The sequence below is a fragment of the Cytobacillus spartinae genome (assembly GCF_042865285.1).
Taxonomy (GTDB): Bacteria; Bacillota; Bacilli; order Bacillales; family Cytobacillaceae; genus Robertmurraya_A; species Robertmurraya_A spartinae.
Genome location: NZ_JBIACK010000008.1, coordinates 122,072 through 139,953, shown reverse-complemented (window position 1 = coordinate 139,953; position 17,882 = coordinate 122,072). Strand labels below are relative to the sequence as shown.

General features: G+C 36.3%; 18 protein-coding genes. 13 read left to right on the top strand and 5 right to left on the bottom strand.

Annotation, left to right across the window (positions count from 1 at the left end; genetic code table 11):
• Nucleotides 1-6: 6 nt before the first annotated feature.
• On the bottom strand, nt 7-930 hold the full coding sequence (locus ACFYKX_RS16270) for a DMT family transporter (protein WP_389362118.1): 924 nt from the start codon (nt 928-930) through the stop codon (nt 7-9).
• A 20-nt stretch (nt 931-950) separates the two neighbouring features.
• Complete coding sequence (locus tag ACFYKX_RS16265; RefSeq protein WP_389362117.1) at nt 951-1,340, bottom strand: reverse transcriptase-like protein; 390 nt, start codon at nt 1,338-1,340, stop codon at nt 951-953.
• 322 nt (nt 1,341-1,662) lie between these two features.
• Between ACFYKX_RS16265 and ACFYKX_RS16260 the strand changes: the two genes are divergently transcribed.
• Nucleotides 1,663-2,319 (top strand): reverse transcriptase-like protein, encoded by a 657-nt coding sequence (locus ACFYKX_RS16260; RefSeq protein WP_389362116.1) that lies wholly within the window; start codon nt 1,663-1,665, stop codon nt 2,317-2,319.
• A 22-nt stretch (nt 2,320-2,341) separates the two neighbouring features.
• Nucleotides 2,342-2,518, top strand: coding sequence for a zinc-finger domain-containing protein (locus ACFYKX_RS16255; protein WP_389362115.1), 177 nt, complete (start codon nt 2,342-2,344; stop codon nt 2,516-2,518).
• Between the two features lie 62 nt (nt 2,519-2,580).
• Here ACFYKX_RS16255 and cspD read toward each other — a convergent pair whose 3' ends face one another.
• Complete coding sequence (gene cspD / locus ACFYKX_RS16250) at nt 2,581-2,781, bottom strand: cold-shock protein CspD (protein WP_389362114.1); 201 nt, start codon at nt 2,779-2,781, stop codon at nt 2,581-2,583.
• Nucleotides 2,782-3,078: 297 nt separating this feature from the next.
• Here cspD and ACFYKX_RS16245 point away from each other — a divergent pair, with 297 nt between their 5' ends.
• The 5 genes from ACFYKX_RS16245 to mntR all read left to right on the top strand — a co-directional run bounded on the left by ACFYKX_RS16245 (nt 3,079) and on the right by mntR (nt 8,554).
• A complete protein-coding gene (locus ACFYKX_RS16245; RefSeq protein WP_389362113.1) occupies nt 3,079-4,074 on the top strand; it encodes an HD-GYP domain-containing protein in 996 nt (331 codons plus the stop codon).
• A gap of 373 nt (nt 4,075-4,447) precedes the next feature.
• Nucleotides 4,448-4,732 (top strand): hypothetical protein, encoded by a 285-nt coding sequence (locus ACFYKX_RS16240; RefSeq protein ID WP_389362112.1) that lies wholly within the window; start codon nt 4,448-4,450, stop codon nt 4,730-4,732.
• Between the two features lie 489 nt (nt 4,733-5,221).
• Nucleotides 5,222-5,731: a GNAT family N-acetyltransferase gene (locus ACFYKX_RS16235; RefSeq protein WP_389362111.1), complete on the top strand. Its 510-nt coding sequence runs from the start codon at nt 5,222-5,224 to the stop codon at nt 5,729-5,731.
• 67 nt (nt 5,732-5,798) lie between these two features.
• The gene (locus ACFYKX_RS16230; protein WP_389362110.1) at nt 5,799-7,964 is read left to right on the top strand and encodes a DNA topoisomerase III; all 2,166 of its coding nucleotides are present in this window, start codon (nt 5,799-5,801) and stop codon (nt 7,962-7,964) included.
• Nucleotides 7,965-8,131: 167 nt separating this feature from the next.
• On the top strand, nt 8,132-8,554 hold the full coding sequence (gene mntR / locus ACFYKX_RS16225) for a transcriptional regulator MntR (RefSeq protein WP_389362109.1): 423 nt from the start codon (nt 8,132-8,134) through the stop codon (nt 8,552-8,554).
• Nucleotides 8,555-8,677: 123 nt separating this feature from the next.
• Here the strand turns inward: mntR and ACFYKX_RS16220 are convergent, their stop codons facing one another.
• A complete protein-coding gene (locus ACFYKX_RS16220) occupies nt 8,678-8,893 on the bottom strand; it encodes a DUF3892 domain-containing protein (protein ID WP_389362108.1) in 216 nt (71 codons plus the stop codon).
• Between the two features lie 207 nt (nt 8,894-9,100).
• Between ACFYKX_RS16220 and ACFYKX_RS16215 the strand changes: the two genes are divergently transcribed.
• Entirely contained in the window at nt 9,101-9,787 is a 687-nt protein-coding gene (locus ACFYKX_RS16215) for a class I SAM-dependent methyltransferase (RefSeq protein ID WP_389362107.1), read from the top strand.
• A 14-nt stretch (nt 9,788-9,801) separates the two neighbouring features.
• Nucleotides 9,802-10,494 carry an AIM24 family protein gene (locus ACFYKX_RS16210; protein WP_389362106.1) on the top strand — a complete coding sequence of 231 codons (693 nt, stop codon included), beginning with the start codon at nt 9,802-9,804 and terminating at the stop codon, nt 10,492-10,494.
• A 47-nt stretch (nt 10,495-10,541) separates the two neighbouring features.
• On the opposite strand, the gene metA is transcribed toward ACFYKX_RS16210, so the two are convergent.
• Complete coding sequence (gene metA, locus ACFYKX_RS16205; protein ID WP_389362105.1) at nt 10,542-11,450, bottom strand: homoserine O-acetyltransferase MetA; 909 nt, start codon at nt 11,448-11,450, stop codon at nt 10,542-10,544.
• Nucleotides 11,451-11,653: 203 nt separating this feature from the next.
• Between metA and ACFYKX_RS16200 the strand changes: the two genes are divergently transcribed.
• From ACFYKX_RS16200 to ACFYKX_RS16185, 4 genes are all read left to right on the top strand, one after another.
• A complete protein-coding gene (locus ACFYKX_RS16200; RefSeq protein ID WP_389362104.1) occupies nt 11,654-13,342 on the top strand; it encodes a formate--tetrahydrofolate ligase in 1,689 nt (562 codons plus the stop codon).
• 79 nt (nt 13,343-13,421) lie between these two features.
• Nucleotides 13,422-13,943: a hypothetical protein gene (locus ACFYKX_RS16195; protein ID WP_389362103.1), complete on the top strand. Its 522-nt coding sequence runs from the start codon at nt 13,422-13,424 to the stop codon at nt 13,941-13,943.
• Nucleotides 13,944-14,001: 58 nt separating this feature from the next.
• A complete protein-coding gene (locus ACFYKX_RS16190; RefSeq protein WP_389362102.1) occupies nt 14,002-14,481 on the top strand; it encodes a glutathione peroxidase in 480 nt (159 codons plus the stop codon).
• Nucleotides 14,482-14,784: 303 nt separating this feature from the next.
• The gene (locus ACFYKX_RS16185; RefSeq protein ID WP_389362101.1) at nt 14,785-17,871 is read left to right on the top strand and encodes a GNAT family N-acetyltransferase; all 3,087 of its coding nucleotides are present in this window, start codon (nt 14,785-14,787) and stop codon (nt 17,869-17,871) included.
• Nucleotides 17,872-17,882: the final 11 nt, after the last annotated feature.

Sequence of the window (17,882 nt, the reverse complement as noted above, 5' to 3'; positions counted from 1 at the left end):
GCTTTTTTAAACTGCTTCTTTTCTTCCCTTTATTTTATTTAATACATTCTTTTTGGTAGGTAGTTCTGCAAAAATCATCCCGATGAAAATAAATAAGCATCCAATCAACGCACTTGAGGAAAGACGCTCGTCTGCCCAAATATAAGCAGTGGCTGCTGCGAATACAGGTTCCATAGCAAAAATAAGTGCTACCCTTGTAGGGGTTGTATACTTTTGAAAATTAGTCTGAGCAAAAAATGCGATCGCAGTCGCAAAAACGGATGTTATGAGTAACGCAATAAAAACCTCACTACTGAGTAATACGGATGGCTGAAAGGCTAGCTTCCAGTCTTCAAACATGAACGAAAAAAGAGTCGAAGCAATAGCTACTGTAGTAATTTGAATAACTGTTAGCAATAACGTAGGATATTGACTGCTATATTTTCCTGTGAAAATAATGTGAAGAGCAAATCCTATGGCACATATAAAAACAAAAGCGTCCCCACGATTTAGGGATGAAATATCGGTCATGGTAAGCAAATATAGTCCAATCGTTGCAATTAAAACCCCTATTACTGCATTTCTACTTGGTCGCTGTTTTAATAAAAGAATTGCAAACAGTGGGACCATAATGACGCTTAAACCTGTTATAAACCCAGCCTTTGAAGAGGTTGTATATAATAAACCTACTGTTTGAAACGCATATCCAATAAATAGCCATGTACCAATTAGAACACCTGAAACGAGAAGCTTTTTATTAAACTGTTGTAGCTGTCTTCGCTCAAAAATAAGTAGCCAAGCACCTAAAATGAGAGCTGCTATAAAAAATCGCACACCATTAAAAGAAAACGGAGGTAGTAATGAAATGGCATTTTGAACAAGAACAAAAGTTGCACCCCAAATTAGCGCAACGAGTAGTAAGCTTACATCTGCAAAAAGTGACTTATTCATTTATGTAATTAACAACCCTTCTATATATTTTTACGAATAGCTGCCCTCGATAACTCATCGGCAGTTTTATTCTCTGAGCTAGGTATCCATTTTAGAAAAAACAGATCGAATTCTTTCGTAAGTTGTAAAGCTTCTTCTAAAAGTGGAGCAAATAATTTGTTTTTTACATATTCCTTCTCAACGGCTCTGTTAACCAACTGTGAGTCAGTTCGAAAGGATACTACTTTATATTCATTGTCTATGCAGATTTTTAAAGCCTTAACAAAGGCATGGTATTCTGCTTCATGATTGCTCATTGTTCCTAATGGAATTGAATATCGTTCAACGTCACCGTGTCCTTTAATAAATATGCCTGCACCACTTGGTCCAGGATTTCCGGCGCTTGCCCCATCAAAATAAACTTCAATCAATCTTATTTCCTCCATATATAAAAAAAGAGTTAGGGATGATAAACTTAAAAAATGCTAGGTATTTTCAATATTCTTTTTGAGATAGACATAGTATAAACAATATATACTCACGTGTTAAGTGTAAAATGTTTGGAATGCATGAAACGATTCATTTTAAATTGCTCGTTCAAAGTGAATACATTTTAATTGAACTCAAGAAAAAATATACCAATAGTTCTGATTATCAATAACGCGATAGGTAAAAATAACAAATGTGAAATTAAAAAGTACAAACACTATATATTTTTTAAAATTTGATTCTTTTTAGAAAGGGCTGTACTTAATGAAATATAGAATAGAATGGAAATATAAATTAAAAGGAAATGATCCTGTATTATTCACATCCGATTGGCTTGATTCTGAAGTTGCGCTATTAATGGGTGATGACCTTGAACGACTAGGTAAAGCCATTGACATTACATACTACGATGAAATGGAAACTTCTTGGACTCCAAAAGAAGTGAAGAAGCTTACAGAGGAAATAGAAACCGAACCTCATGATGTCCTTTTATATTTTGATGGTGGATTTAACCTAGAAACAAACGAAGCTGGTTTAGGTGCAGTTATTTATTTTAAGCAAGGGAAGAAGAAATACCGCTTACGAGCGAATGAGTTAATTCGAGAAATGGAAACAAATAGTGAAGCTGAATATGCAGCACTTTATTATGCTTTAGGGTTGTTAGAGGAACTAGGTGTTCACCATCTTCCGTGTGATATTAAAGGAGATTCACAAGGAGTGTTAAAACAATTAGAGGGTGAGTGGCCGTGCTATGAAGATTCTTTAAACAGGTGGCTGTATCGGATTGAAGATAAAATAAAGGCTCTTGGAATAGAACCGAGATATACTTCTATTAGCCGAAAAGAGAATAAAGAAGCTGATAAATTAGCTACTCAAGCGCTTGAGGGTAAAGCGATTAATAGTAAAATGCAAATCATCTAGTTGTGTTGAAAGGGTGAGGCGGATGAACCGAAGACAAATATTACAAGAAGTCGAGGAACTTATGACAAGCTACTGTAAGGGTTGCTTCCTACATAAGCTTCATAAGGATGAAAAAGGGAGAAGGTACGCTCATCGATTTTGTATCAACAAATGTACAGTCGGTGAAAAGATAAAAAATTACGGTGAGAAATTGACTTAATTATTTGAAGAAATAAATAAAGGCTGGCATATATGCCAGCCTAGAACTTTTATAGGGTTATATTATAATTTTACAACGTTAGAAGCTTGAGGACCGCGGTTTCCTTCAACTATTTCAAAAGATACCTCTTGGCCTTCTTCTAGTGATTTGAAACCTTCACCTTGAATAGCAGTGAAGTGAACAAACACATCTTCTCCACCTTCAACTTCGATAAACCCGAAACCTTTTTCATTGTTGAACCATTTTACTTTACCGTTTTGCATATTACTATTTCCTCCTAAGCCTTTCAAGACACATGTTCGTGTCCAACATAATATTACCATCAAACTGAATATAAATAACCATATTAACACAATAGCGGAAATATATTCTGTTAAATGATGCTTATAATATACACGATTTTTGCATTTTCAGTCAAGAATAAACATGTCGTTTTTATTAAAAAGTTTAAAAATTACAAAAACTTTAATAAACTCGTAATAAAAAATATACTTTTTTGATTTCCTATAATTTGTTATGATTTAACATAAATATACATTTTTGGTAAAGCGGGTGAGGAAATGAATAAATATAGCTCAACATCCAGAAATCAAGCGACTCCTTTGACCATCCCCGAAATTGATCATCTTCTAGCAAATATAAAAACCAAAAAAGAACATGGTACTCTACCCCAGAAAGTAGGTCAACCTACAGCAAGTCTTTCTATTAAAGAGATTACCAAAAAAGTAGACGATGCCTCTAAGCAAATGGAGGAAATGTTTCAACATATTAAAGACAAGGGGAAGATTCCTCTATCAGAAATTAAGGAAGATATTCTACCAACCATCAAACAGGCTGCCGAAATTCCACACCTGTACCACCTTTTTTACGAGTTAAATTCTAAAGATGAATATACATATAGACACACAATTTGTGTTGGTATTATTGCTACCCTTATAGGAAAATGGCTAAAGTTACATCCTAACGACTTAACAAATCTTACTCTAGGAGCTACACTTCATGACATTGGTAAGACCAAAATTCCAACTGAAATACTAAATAAGCCTGGAAAATTAACAAAAGAAGAGTATTCCGAAATGAAGCTACATACCGTTTATGGGTATGAATTATTAAAAGGAATACAAACCATTAATGAAAGAGTGGCATTAGTCGCCTTACAACACCATGAACGAGAGGATGGAAGAGGTTACCCATTCGGTTTAAAGAGTCATCAAATTGATGCCTTCTCAAAGATTGTATCAATTGCCGATGTGTTTCATGCTATGTCGTCTTCAAGGGTATACCACCAGGCATCACCTTTCTATTTAGTTATGAAACAGATGCAAGAAGATGCTTTCGGGAAATTTGATCCCAATATTATGTTGATATTCCTTTATAAACTAATGGACAGCCTTACAGGGAAAAAAGTACAGCTAACCGATGGCTCTTTTGGTACCATCCTAATGATTCACCCCTATGATCCACTTCGTTCGTTAGTGAAAGTGAATGATCAACTGATTGATTTAAGATATAACAGGGAGCTACAAATTACACAAATTCTAGAAGAAGAAGATTAATGGCTTAAGTTCTTATTTTTGTTGGATTCCCCCATGATAAGGGATTTAGAGTAATGATCACAATCAATGTTATGAAAAAAAGCTTAATCATAAAACAAAAACTTCCTCATATCCTTTATTAAGGATTTTGTTGCCTAAGGCTCTTTTCGTAAACTTTGTTGTTATTTAAATACTTAAAACTGCTTTTAAAGGGATTATGGTGCTGTTTTCTTTATTTTGAGAGGAAAAGATGCCACGAAGTAGCATAGAATCCGTGTTGGAGACCATATACGATTAGCAATAATCAATTAGAAAACAGCGTTGCCTAAAAATAGAGATGTAACATTTTTCGTTTGTAAAATGTGTTATAAGTCTACTGATAAAGGGTGAGGAAATGTACCGATTTTCAATAGATAAAGAGGATTGGATTCTAAGGTTCTCCCCCAACATTCAAATCGAGCAAAATGTAAAGCAGTCTATTGTTGCATCCATCGTACAAATGGGCAAGGATTTACCTTCCTTCAGCCACGGAGAATCGTTTCTCGTGTTTAATGAAGAGCTAGGAGCTCTTATTTTTAACATTGAAAAAATACCCTCCATGATCCTAACCTTGTCAAGTATCATCTCCAAAGATAGGTGGTACTCACAAAACAAACTTATAATAAAGAAGTATCGATAAAAGGTCTCGAGAGTTTTTCTCGAGACCTTTTATCGATTAGATATAGATAGTTTGTAACATTATTAGTTTCTTTAGATTCAGGGTAAGCTTCGATTAAGGACAAACTGGAATTAGATCGAGGGGGAAATGTCTTTCATAGCAATGATGAAAGACAAAAAGGGAAAAGATTGATATGAAAATGTCTTTTATAAAAGCGATGAAAGACAAAAGTGAATAAGATTGAGAGGGAAGTGTCCTTCATAGCGATGATGAAAGACAAACAGGTAAAAGATGGAGGAGGAATTGTCCTTCATAGCAATGATGAAAGACAAAATGTAAAAAGATTAGGAAGGAACTGTCCTTCAAAACAATGATAAAGGAGAAAACCAAAAATGTAGAAAGCCAGTAATTATTTCACCATAAACTTTCCATATTTAGGCTACAAAATAATCTAATTTATGCTCTATAATTATGTTAGACAAAACCACAGTTGTAAGGAGGCCCTTGTATATGAATATTAGAATTGAAGCATTAAAAAAGGGAGATGAGGATCAGCTATTTGCTTTTGAATGTGAGAATAGGGAATTCTTTGAATCTATGGTTCCTGGTCGAGGAGAGGAATACTATGAATTCACACATTTCTCTAAAGTGCTAGATGCGTTATTAAAAGAACAACAGGAAGGTACTGACTATTACTACTTAATTAAGAATGACATTAATCAGATTGTCGGTAGAATGAACCTTGTAAATATTAATAGTGAGGAGCTAAGTGCTCAAGTTGGCTACCGCATTGGAGAAAAGTTTTTAGGACAAGGGATAGCCTCTAAAGCGTTAAACCTTCTTATAAATGAAGGGACACAGAAAAAAGTACATACATTCCATGCCAAAACCACGAGTAATAATATCCCGTCACAAAAGGTTTTGGAAAAAAATAAGTTTGTTCTTTCTCAAATAGAAAAAGATGCTATTTCCTTAAATGGTGAGAAAGCAGATTTTTTTCATTATCATTTAAAAAATTAACCTTTACTAGAAACATTACTTTTGAGTAAAATGAGAATCTATAGAAAAAGTAGTAAGGAGCAATGATATGAAACTTGTTATTGCAGAAAAGCCTGACCAAGGAATAACACTTGCTTCTGTCTTTAAAACAAAGAAAAATCAAGGGTTTGTTGAAATATTACCGAATGAAGTTTTTCCTGATGGAGCCTTTGTAACTTGGGCAGTTGGACACCTCTGTCAATTAGTTTCCCCTGAAAAATATGAACCTCAATGGAAAAAGTGGTCTCTTCAAACTTTACCTATCATTCCCTCACAATTTCAATATGAGGTAACAAAAGATAAATGGAAGCAATTTGGAGTTATAAAAAAGTTAGTAAATCATCCACAAATCACAGAAGTCATTCATGCAGGAGATGCTGGTCGAGAAGGTGAATTAATTGTTCGAAATATTCTCCGATTAACAAAGTGTGATAAACCAATGAAGAGATTGTGGATTTCTTCTTTGACTCCAAAAGCAATTAAGGAAGGGTTTCTATCACTTTTGTCAGAAGGAGATACACGTAACCTTTACTTTGAAGCTTACACGAGAGCATGTTCTGACTGGATTGTAGGGATGAACGCTTCAAGATTATACAGTCTTCTTTTGCAACAAAAAGGGTTTTCAGATGTTTTTTCAGTTGGTAGGGTTCAAACCCCGACGCTAGCTTTAATTGTTAAAAGAGAGCGAGAGATTAATGAGTTTGTATCCGAGCCTTTTTGGGAGGTACAAGCGCATTTCAATATCGATGGTAAGAAGTATACAGGTAAATGGGAGAAAGATGGAGAAACACGAATTGATCAGAAAGAATTAGCAGAGAAAATTGCTGCTTTTTGCAAAGATAAAACTGCTGAAGTAACAAATGTGCAAGCGGAGAAAAAAGAGTATCTCCCACCATTTCTATATAATTTATCTGCCTTACAGGCTGAAGCGAACCGACGTTTTAAGTTTCCGCCGAAAAAGACATTGGATGTTCTTCAAGGGCTATATCAAAAAGGAAATGTTTCATACCCACGTTCTGATTCTCGCCATGTTACACAAGGGGAGGCGGAAACATTTCCTGAAATCTTAAATAAGCTTTCTGCTCTAGATGCGTACCGTGATCTATTTCCATTGCCTTATTCCTCTTTGCTAAACAATAAACGATATGTAAATGATAAAAAGGTAACGGATCACTATGCGATTATTCCAACTGAACAAGTACCAAATATAGACAAGCTGTCAGCAGACGAGCAAAAGCTGTATGATTTAATTGTAAAAAGCTTAATTGCTGCCCATTACGATAAATCAATCACTGAATATACAACCGTAACCACAATGGTAGATGGCCGAGCAGCCTTTTTATCTAAAGGGAAGGTTCAGTTAGAAGAAGGTTGGAAAAAGGTTATCCCTTCCTATGAAAAAGATAAAGACCCAACTTTGCCTATTTTACAAAAAAATGAGGTTGGTAAAGTAGCTAAAGTAGAAGTTAAAGAAAGTAAGACACAGCCACCCAAACGGTACACGGAAGGTCAATTAATTACTTTAATGAAGACCGCCGGTAAGCATATAGAAGATAAAGAACTTGAAAAGGTTTTAATGAAAACAGAGGGGTTGGGTACAGAAGCTACTAGGGCTGGAATTATTACCATGCTTAAAGACCGGAACTATATTGATATTAAAAAGAATCTAGTGTATGCAACCCCGAAAGCGAACATATTAATAGAAGCAATTGGTGAGGAAATTCTTGCTTCCCCTGAAATGACTGCTAAGTGGGAGCAACGTTTAAAGGGGATCTCTGAAGGTACGGCGTCTCCAAAACAATTTATGGAGCAAACCAATAAAATGGTGAGTCACCTTGTTTCTGTGACAGTCAAAAACGCCGAACAATGGAATTTCTCCGAGGATGACACGGAAAACTTTTTGCCGGGGAAGCAAAAAAAGGCAAGAACAGTGAAACTAGGACCGTGTAAAAAGTGCGATGGATATGTGATTGATAAGGGGAGCTTTTACGGTTGCTCTCAATATAGTAAAAATAATTGTAACTTTACAATCTCTAAGAAGATGCTCGGAAAATCGTTAACACAAAAGCATGTTAAAAGTATCCTTACAGAAGGAACTACGGATCTTATCGAGGGTTTCCAAAGCAAAGATAAGACGTTTGCTGCTAAACTCTCATGGGACGACAAAGAAAATAAAATAAAATTTTCCTTTGCAAATAAAGAACCTGTCCAATAACTGCTATTTATTACCTTGTCTCCCTTTTTCATCTATAGTAAACTTTTAATAAAGCGCTTTTATACGGGAAAGTCTATCCCATTGAACAGTATGGGATTTCCGAATAAGGTTAACCAAATAGGAAAACAGCCTATATAAACAATGGTTGTTGCAATGGAGGATACCGGATGCCAACACCAAGTATGGAAGACTATATTGAACAAATATATATGCTGATTGAACAAAAAGGCTATGCAAGAGTATCAGATATCGCAGAGGCTCTTTCTGTTCATCCCTCCTCTGTAACAAAAATGGTTCAGAAGTTGGATAAGGATGAATACCTTGTTTATGAAAAATATAGAGGGCTTATTTTAACATCTAAAGGAAAAAAAATCGGAAAAAGGCTAGTGTATCGACATGAGCTATTAGAGCAAATTCTCCGATTAATAGGTGTTAAAGAGGAAAACATTTATGAGGACGTCGAAGGAATTGAGCACCATTTAAGTTGGGATGCCATTGACCGGATTGGTGACTTAGTTCAATTCTTTGAAGAAGATGAACAACGGGTAGAAGCTTTGAGGGAAGTTCAGCGAAAGAATGAAGAACAATGAATGAAAGCACCTGATTTTGTCGGGTGCTTTTCCTTTTGGCTCTTTTAAGCGTGGTTGTTAATTTTCACTTCAATTAAACTTGTTGTTATATAGAGCGTTAAAATAAATATATGTTGGTTGATTTTAATACATAGTTGGGAAATCATCAAAATTGTCAGCTGTCGCTGGAGTTAGATAAGGTGTACCTTCTGGTTCTTCTACCACGATCCCGCTAATGACTCCGGTTTCCACTTCTTCAATTGCTTTTCGGTAAGAAATGATTCTACCAGATGAAGTTTTAAAGCTAATAATATCGCCAAAATGATTTCGATGAACGGCTACGATTTGTTCACTTTCCATAATAGCCTCCAAATATTCTAAGTATTGATGTTCAGTATCTCTCAGTATTCCACTTTTTTAGCAAATATAAACGCAGGGATTAGAAGACTTTTATAGAAATACATATCATAATGGCCATTTAGATATGTAAGGAACCTGTAGAAGGGAATACGAAAATCATCTTTTTAATTTAGGCCTCATAAAATGAAGACGTAAGAGGGGAAATGGATGGGTAATTTTAATTGGGCAGAAGAGTCTAGTAGATTATGGGACGAAAAATCGAATTTTTGGAATTCAAGAAGCCAGGAAATGTGGGAGAATGGAAGTAGAAAAGAGATAATCCCATTTTTCCAAAAGTTTGTCGATGAACAAGCTATGGTATGTGATTTAGGATGTGGCGATGGCTATGGATCATTAAAGTTAGCCCAAAGTGGGTATGCTGTAACAGGTGTCGATTTTTCAGAAGAAATGGTACATAAAGCAACACTTCTAAACTCTGAGAATAATTCTAAATTTATTAAAGGAGATATGGCTGAACTTCCATTCTCTGAAAATCAGTTTGATGCAGCCATGGCGATTAACTCATTGGAATGGACAGAACATCCATTGAAGGTATTAAAAGAAATACAAAGAATTGTAAACCCTGGAGGCAAAGCATGCATCGGAATTTTAGGTCCAACTGCTGCACCTAGAGTAAATAGCTATCGTCGACTATACGGGGAACAGGTTGTCTGCAATACCATGATGCCTTGGGAGTTTGAGCAGTTAGCTACAGAAAATCATTGGAGAAAAATATCTGAGTTTGGTGTATATAAACGTGAAAGTGAGCAACTCCCAACAGGGTCGTTGTCATCGTCAATCAGACAGGCAATTTCTTTTATGTGGGTGTTTATGTTAGAAAATATAAAAGAATAAAAAGGGTGATGAAATTGAGCCGATATTCTATTCAAGAATTCGTAAATCAAACAAAACAGCAAGACAAAGGAGAAGGGCTTTTTGAGTTAGAAACTCCCCGTATGCTTGAAATCAATTTGAATGGACAGGTATGGGCAAAAGCAGGTGCGATGGTATCATACCGTGGTCAAATTAAGTTTGAGCGGGAAGGAATCCTAGAACATGGCCTGGGCAAGATGTTCAAGAAGGCATTAACTGGCGAAGGAACATCTTTAATGAAAGCTAACGGATCTGGTAAGCTTTATTTAGCTGATCAAGGAAAGAAAATTTCTATTCTAGAGTTACAGGGCGAGTCCATCTTTGTAAATGGGAACGATTTATTGGCGTTTGAACCTTCAATTAACTGGGACATTAAACTTATGAGAAGAGTGGCCGGAATGATGGCAGGTGGATTATTCAATGTTCGATTAGAGGGAAATGGAATGATTGCCATCACCTCACACTATGAACCACTAACATTACTTGTTACTCCACAGAATCCTGTTTATACAGATCCAAATGCAACAGTGGCCTGGTCAGGTACATTAGAGCCTGAATTTGTAACCGATGTATCACTTAAAACTTTTCTAGGAAGAGGAAGCGGAGAGTCCATCCAAATGAAATTCTCCGGTGATGGATTTGTCGTTGTGCAGCCTTTCGAAGAAGTGTACTATACTCAACAAGGTTAGAAATAACAAAGCCCTAGCGTAAATGCTAGGGCTTAAAACCTGTTTCGCTACTCCCATTCATAAGGTGTTTCTTGGTATACGTAGTAGTTTAACCAGTTTGAAAATAATAAGTGTGCATGCGAACGCCATCGATTCATGGGCTGTTTCGAGGGATCATTGTTTGGAAAATAATTCTCGGGTATATGAATATGTAAGCCTTTTTCCGTATCCCTATGGTATTCATCAGCTAAAGTGCCAGCCTCATACTCTAAATGTCCCGTAATCATAATTTGCTTTCCTTCATGGGAGCTTATGATAAAGGGACCTGCTATTTCAGAATGTGATAATAATTTTAACGAATTACAAGCTTGAATTTCTTCTTTTAAAACGTCCGTGTATCGTGAATGAGGAGCTATAAAAAGGTCATCGAATCCTTGCAAAAGTTTTTCTGTCCTGTCATTAACGGTATGTTCAAAAACACCAGAGCACTTACGAGTTAGTTCATATTTGCCTATTCCAAAATGATAATATAATGCTGCTTGTGCCCCCCAGCAAATATGAAGAGTGGAAGTGACATTTGTTTTTGTCCACTCCATGATTTCGGTAAGTTCCTCCCAATAATCGACTTGTTCAAAGGTAAGCAGCTCAATAGGGGCCCCTGTAATAATCATTCCATCAAATTTCCGGTGCTTGATATCTGAAAAAGTAGTGTAGAACTGTTCTAGATGGAGCTGGCTAGTATTTTTTGACACATGAGTAACCGTTTGAAGAAAGGAAATGTTCACTTGTAATGGAGTGTTACCTAGCAATCTTAGTAATTGTGCCTCTGTTTTTTCCTTTTCTGGCATTAAGTTCAGTATCAAGATGTTAAGTGGACGAATATCTTGAGTGTTTGCACGATCCTCATCCATGATAAAAATATTTTCAGATTCTAGAATTTCACGTGCTGGAAGAAGCTTGGGAATTTTAATAGGCAAATGACCACCACCTTGTTAGAATTTTCAATTATTTCTATTATATAGGCGAGGTTCTAATGTATCAATGATAAAGTAGAGGTATGCTCACATGATCAAAAGAAGTCATACTTATATCTTATGTTAAGTGGTACAATATAGAAGGAATTCCAAAAGATGATTCAATGGTCTTAAATTGATTTAAATTTTCTTAAGGTGGGGTATTAATGAGTGTAAATATCAATGTAAAGTCAGATATCGAAATTGCTCAGGATGCAACGATAAAGCCCATTATAGAAGTGGCGGAAAAAATCGGTTTAACAAACGATGATTTAGAATTGTATGGTAAATATAAAGCTAAATTGTCTTCTGAAACGTTAAAAAAGTTAGAAACAGAAAAAAGTGGAAAAGTGATTCTGGTTACAGCCATTAATCCTACCCCAGCTGGAGAAGGAAAATCTACGGTAACAGTTGGACTAGGGGATGCATTACATCAATTAGGAAAAAAAGTAATGATTGCCATGCGTGAGCCTTCTCTTGGGCCAACGATGGGTATTAAAGGTGGAGCAACTGGAGGAGGATATGCACAAGTGCTTCCAATGGAGGATATAAACCTTCATTTTACAGGTGACTTGCACGCCATTACAACAGCTAATAATGCTTTAGCAGCCTTAATTGATAACCATCTACAACAAGGAAACGAATTAAACATTGATCAAAGAAGAATCGTATGGAAACGAGCAGTAGATCTAAATGACCGTGCGCTAAGAAAAGTAATCATCGGGTTGGGTGGTCCTATCCAAGGCGTACCTAGAGAAGATGGATTTGATATCACCGTTGCATCCGAAATCATGGCCGTCCTATGTCTTGCAAATGATTTGAAGGACTTAAAATTAAGACTATCTAGAATGGTAGTAGCTTACAATTTTAAAAAGGAACCGGTAACGGTCGGTGATTTAGGTGTAGAAGGAGCACTAGCCCTTTTATTAAAAGATGCAGTTAAACCGAATCTTGTACAAACCATTGAACATACGCCTGCACTCATTCATGGCGGACCTTTTGCCAATATCGCTCATGGATGCAACAGTGTCATTGCAACGAAAACAGCTTCGAAACTTGCGGATTACGTTATCACTGAAGCTGGATTTGGAGCTGACTTGGGGGCAGAAAAGTTCTTACATATTAAAGGAAGAAGCGCTGGAATTAAACCAGAGGCTGTCGTTATTGTTGCGACAATCCGTGCATTAAAAATGCATGGTGGAGTACCTAAAACAGAACTTGGTCAAGAAAATAGTAACGCCTTAACAGCTGGTTTCACTAACTTAAAGAAGCATGTAGAAACGATTAAAAGCTTTGGATTACCGCTTATAGTGGCAATTAATAAGTTTGTAGCAGATACCGATTTAGAAGTTGAAACACTCCTAAGCTTATGCGAAAAAGAAGAAATTCCAGTTGCACTAACAGAAGTTTGGGAAAAGGGCGGTAAAGGCGGATTAGCACTAGCAGAAAAAGTTTTAAATGAAATAGAAAACAATCAGATGGATTTTAATCCGCTGTATGATTTATCAGATTCTATTGAAAATAAAATTCGTACAGTTGTTCAGAATGTTTATGGAGGGAAAGATGTTGAGTTCTCTTCAAAGGCTCAAAAACAACTGAAGGATTTTGAATCTTTTGGCTGGGGAAGCCTTCCAGTATGTATGGCTAAAACACAATACTCCTTATCAGACGATCCATCAAAACTCGGTAGGCCAACTGATTTTGTTGTCCACGTTAGAGAGTTAAAGCCTTCTATCGGAGCTGGTTTTATTGTTGCATTAACAGGTGACGTCATGACGATGCCAGGACTACCAAAGTCACCTGCTGCATTAAAAATGGATGTAGATGAAGAAGGAAATGCAATTGGGTTATTTTAGTCTGAAATAGTGAGAAAAGTGGTGGGGATGAAGCCTTCACCACTTGTTTTTTGAATATGCGGAGATTGGAGGTGAGTGGATGTTTGATCCAACTGCTTTTGAAAATATGAGAGTCGTAATGGAAGGTGCTCTCTATGATCAGGACTTGAACGGAGAGATACGCATTATTGATCGCAATGATCTCATTAATACGGCAAAAATGTCTAGAGCTTATGAGATAACATTATCGCTCCCAGAGGGAAGTGACAAAAATACATGCACGTTTCTTATGGAGGCAAAGCTTGAAAATCTTGCTGCAGAGCTTTTGCCCCCGGTCCACTCTGAAGCTCTTTCAGGATGTCATGTGTCTATTACGTTCAATATTTCTCACCAAGCTATTGAAGGAATTCAACACACAATTAATGAAATTATTAAAGAAGTTTGGGGAGAAGAGAGACAGTTTGAACAGAAGATCGTAGTGGACCCTTTTTCCCAAAATGATTTAGTAACGACAGAAGTAAAGGTACAATTCAACCGTTTAGTATATGAGGACCATATAGATGACCTTGTTCATATGGTCGAATATATGATTCTCACTTTACAGAGGTTGAAAAATATCTAAAACCATTAATTCGCTTTTTATACAGAAAAGATTTATATTCATGCTAGGAGGTGTTCATGTGACTGTTTATCAATATGAAGCAAAAATGATTGATGGTAAAACAATCTCTCTTCAAAGTTTTGAAGGAAAGGTCCTACTTATCGTTAATACGGCAAGTAAATGTGGATTTACTCCACAATTTAAAGATTTACAAGACCTCTATGAAAGATACAACAATAAAGGTCTTGAAATTCTAGGGTTTCCATGTAATCAATTTATGAACCAAGAGCCTGGAAATGAGGAAGATATTCAATCCTTTTGTGAGTTAAATTATGGTGTTACTTTTCCCATGTTTGCAAAGATTGATGTAAATGGAAAAGATGCGCATCCTCTATTCAAACACTTAACCGAAGCCTCGCCAGGTTTGTTAGGAAGCAAGGCAGTTAAGTGGAATTTTACTAAATTTCTCGTTGATCAAGATGGCAATGCAGTAGAACGATTTGCGCCAAATGTTAATCCCAAGGATATCGCTAAACACATAGAAAAATTATTAGGATGATGGCCTTTCCAGTTAGTGGGAAGGTTTTTTTGTTGAAAAAAGAGTACGTGTGGTTTGATAATTCAGAATTATCTTTACATAAGTAAATGTCCGATTTACGATAGTGTATAGGGTCTGGAAAAACATTCCTTACCTTATTTAAATTCTGCTGCTCTTTCTATTTTAAACTCTTATATGGCTATTCACCATCATAGAATTAGAGAGGGCCAACTTAAAGGAGGAGTTCATATTGATTCAAAAACAAGCATTTGAGGGATTTCAAAAAGAAAGACAAGAAGGAACCTAGTTTAGGAGGAACGAGTGATGAAATCAATTGTAAGTAACATTCAAATAACGGAGTACAATGAAAAGCTTGCAAAGGGAATTGCGAAAATGTGGAACATGAGCCGTGATAGTTGGGGCGGCGATACAAGAATGACAACGGAGGAACAAACGAAGGAGAAGGAGGCCAATTCTGGCAATCTTGCATTGTTCCTAGCTTTAGATGGAGAAGAAGTGGTTGGGTACTGCTCACTTGCCCAATATAAAGAAGATATAGGCTCCCTGTATATCCCATTATTAAATGTACGACCTGATTACCATGGGAAGAAAATTGGTAAAATGCTTACACTTAAAGCATTGGAAAGAACGATTGAACTAGGTTGGCCACGACTTGATTTGTACACCTGGCCTGGAAATACGAAAGCAGTTCCTCTATACAAGAAATGTGGATTCTTTTGGGAGGATCGAGATGATACAACACACTTAATGAATTTTATTCCAACTGTGCTAAATACACCATTGTTAAAACCTCTTTTTACTCAAATGGATTGGTACGAAGCAAGTGTTCGAGAAATTGATGTGAAACCAGATGGGATAAAGGAAAATAATTTTACCTTCTATGAGTATGAGTGGAAGAATGAAGATGTTTTTGCGAAAGTTCAATTCGAGCGCACTGGTAGAGGAATGTGCTATCTAAACACAACTGATGTTGAAATAGAACTGAAGCTATCCGACCACGAATGTATAGAAGGGCAAACTGAAACGTTTGAATTGCTCATAAACAATAAAACCGGTAAACCGATATCTGTAAAAGCTAAGAATAATCATCATGAAAGAGTTAAATGTAATTTAGATATTGAATGTCTTGTGGAAACATCTCAAGTCATAAAGGGAGATTTGGTTGTTTTAACTGGGGATGAGCCAAGTCAGTGGAAAACACATCCTTACCTGTCTATTACAGTGACAATAGATGGAAAGGAAAGTGAATTTAGACTAGGTATATCTCCTAAAAAGCCAGCAACCATTGAGGCGAAATATCACAGCAATCTTTGCTATTTAAACAAGGAAACTGCCTTTGAAATCGAAATTCAAAATAGTATGAAGGAAGCAGCGCTTTTTTCAATTACTTTTCCTGCATGTGAGCAGGTTGAGTTAAAAGATAGAACGCTAGAAGTCTTATTAAATGAGCACGAGCGGAAAACTCTATCTATCCCTGTAACGGTAAAGAAACATGGATTTTACCATCCAGAACTTTCCGTAATTGCTAAGAATCAAGAAGGAAAACAAATCTCCTTTGAAGCGGATATAGCCATTCCTTTTAAAGGACTTGGGCAAAAATTTGGAGGGCAAACAAAAGAGTTCTATCAAATTTTTAACGGGCTAAGCCAGGTAAACATAAGGAAACGTGATTTATTAACGTTTGCTGGTCGAAATCAGGAGATCAACCAACCATTTGTTTTCTTAACACCTAGAATAGGAAAGCCTTTTTCGACCGAATTTACAAAGGCTAAGCCAAAAGAGTTTAATTGGGAAACGAGTGAGGAGTGCATAACGCTCAAACTTCAGTTCAATCCTGATGATTTTAAAGGTGTGACTTTTACCTTTTATACCTCTTTATATGGAGAGGGAATCGTGAAACGATGGGCAACCATTAAGAATAACGAATCAGAAATTAGAGATTTATATGTTTCCCAATCTATGTATCATGAGATGTCTAAAACTTACTATCCTTTAGACAATGAAATTGTCTACTTCGCGGAACAGAAAGAGCTGGAATACGGGGATATTAAGCCAGAACAAATAACGGAGAACTGGTATTTCTCTGAACATGATGGTCAACCTATAGGAGTCGCATGGTCTCCTAAATCAAAGGTTAGACCGGAGAACTGGCAATGCCATATTGAAAATCATTTAGGAAAGATAAATGAAGGAGAAGAAAAATCATCAGAACCTATTTTCCTATCTATTGGTGCTTTTCAAACATGGGAAGAGTTTAGGGCATTTGCGAAGGAAAATACTTCAGCCATAAGATCTGAGACAGTAACAGAAAAGACTTTCCTCTTACGGAATGGTAGAGTCATATCTTCAGAGAAGGAAGTAGAAATAACATTAAAATCCTTTAGAAGCAATTACTTGGCAGGACAATTAGATGTGGAATTAAATGACAATCCGGTATATTCCACAACGATTGATATGGAAGAAGAAACATTTATTCACGAGTTAAATATAAAGAATATTGATAAACAGCCTGTTTCCATTTTGAAGGGAGCCTTTAAGGAGCAGAGTATTACAAGCGAATTAAAGGAAATGCTTCTGTGTCCTTCGGATCAAAAAATCGTGAAAAGCACGGATAACGAAGAGAGTATAGAGATCTTATCCATTAACAATGGATGTATGGATGTAAAAGTAGCACCTAACTTCTATCCAGGAATTTATTCGTTATCGGTTAAAGGAAAAGAGTGGCTAGACACGGAGTTTCCTAACTTAGTTGCTAAGGGTTGGTGGAATCCTTGGGCTGGCGGAATGAAGACCGTTCCGTCTGAGTTAAATACTTTCTCATTATTAAAAGAAGAGAGTACGGCTCAATTTGTAGAGATGACAGATGAACATCAAAATATATGGACAGGAATAGAAGTCAAGACAAGTGTAACTAATCACACGAAGTATAAAGGCTTTTCATTCGCTCAATATTATTTGGTTCTTCCTGGTGTGCCCGTTTTAGCAACCTTTGTTAAGGTTATGGATTCAGGTGGTAAGAACTTACATTCAGTAAAGTGGGATACAGATTTATTTGTTGGAGCTAAAAACCTGACTGATTTTTCCCTTCAGACTAGTGATTCTTCCATCTTTAAAACATATCAGGCAGGAATGGAAGAACACGGACTAGAATATAGAATAGGGAACTATGTCTCTTCAGAGAATAGTAAGGATAAAATGTATATAGTGGAAAGTTTGGATTGTTTGCGGAACGGAGCTTACATGAACAAAGTTGCGTTTGAATTTGTCATGTCTCAAAAAGCTGTTCCAGATTCAAATGATCGAGTCAGCACGAAGCCAGTATTCCTACTGTTTGATGAACGGGTTCTTTCAAGTGATTTATTAAAACAGCTGAGAACGATTCACTTTTAGATTCAGCACTA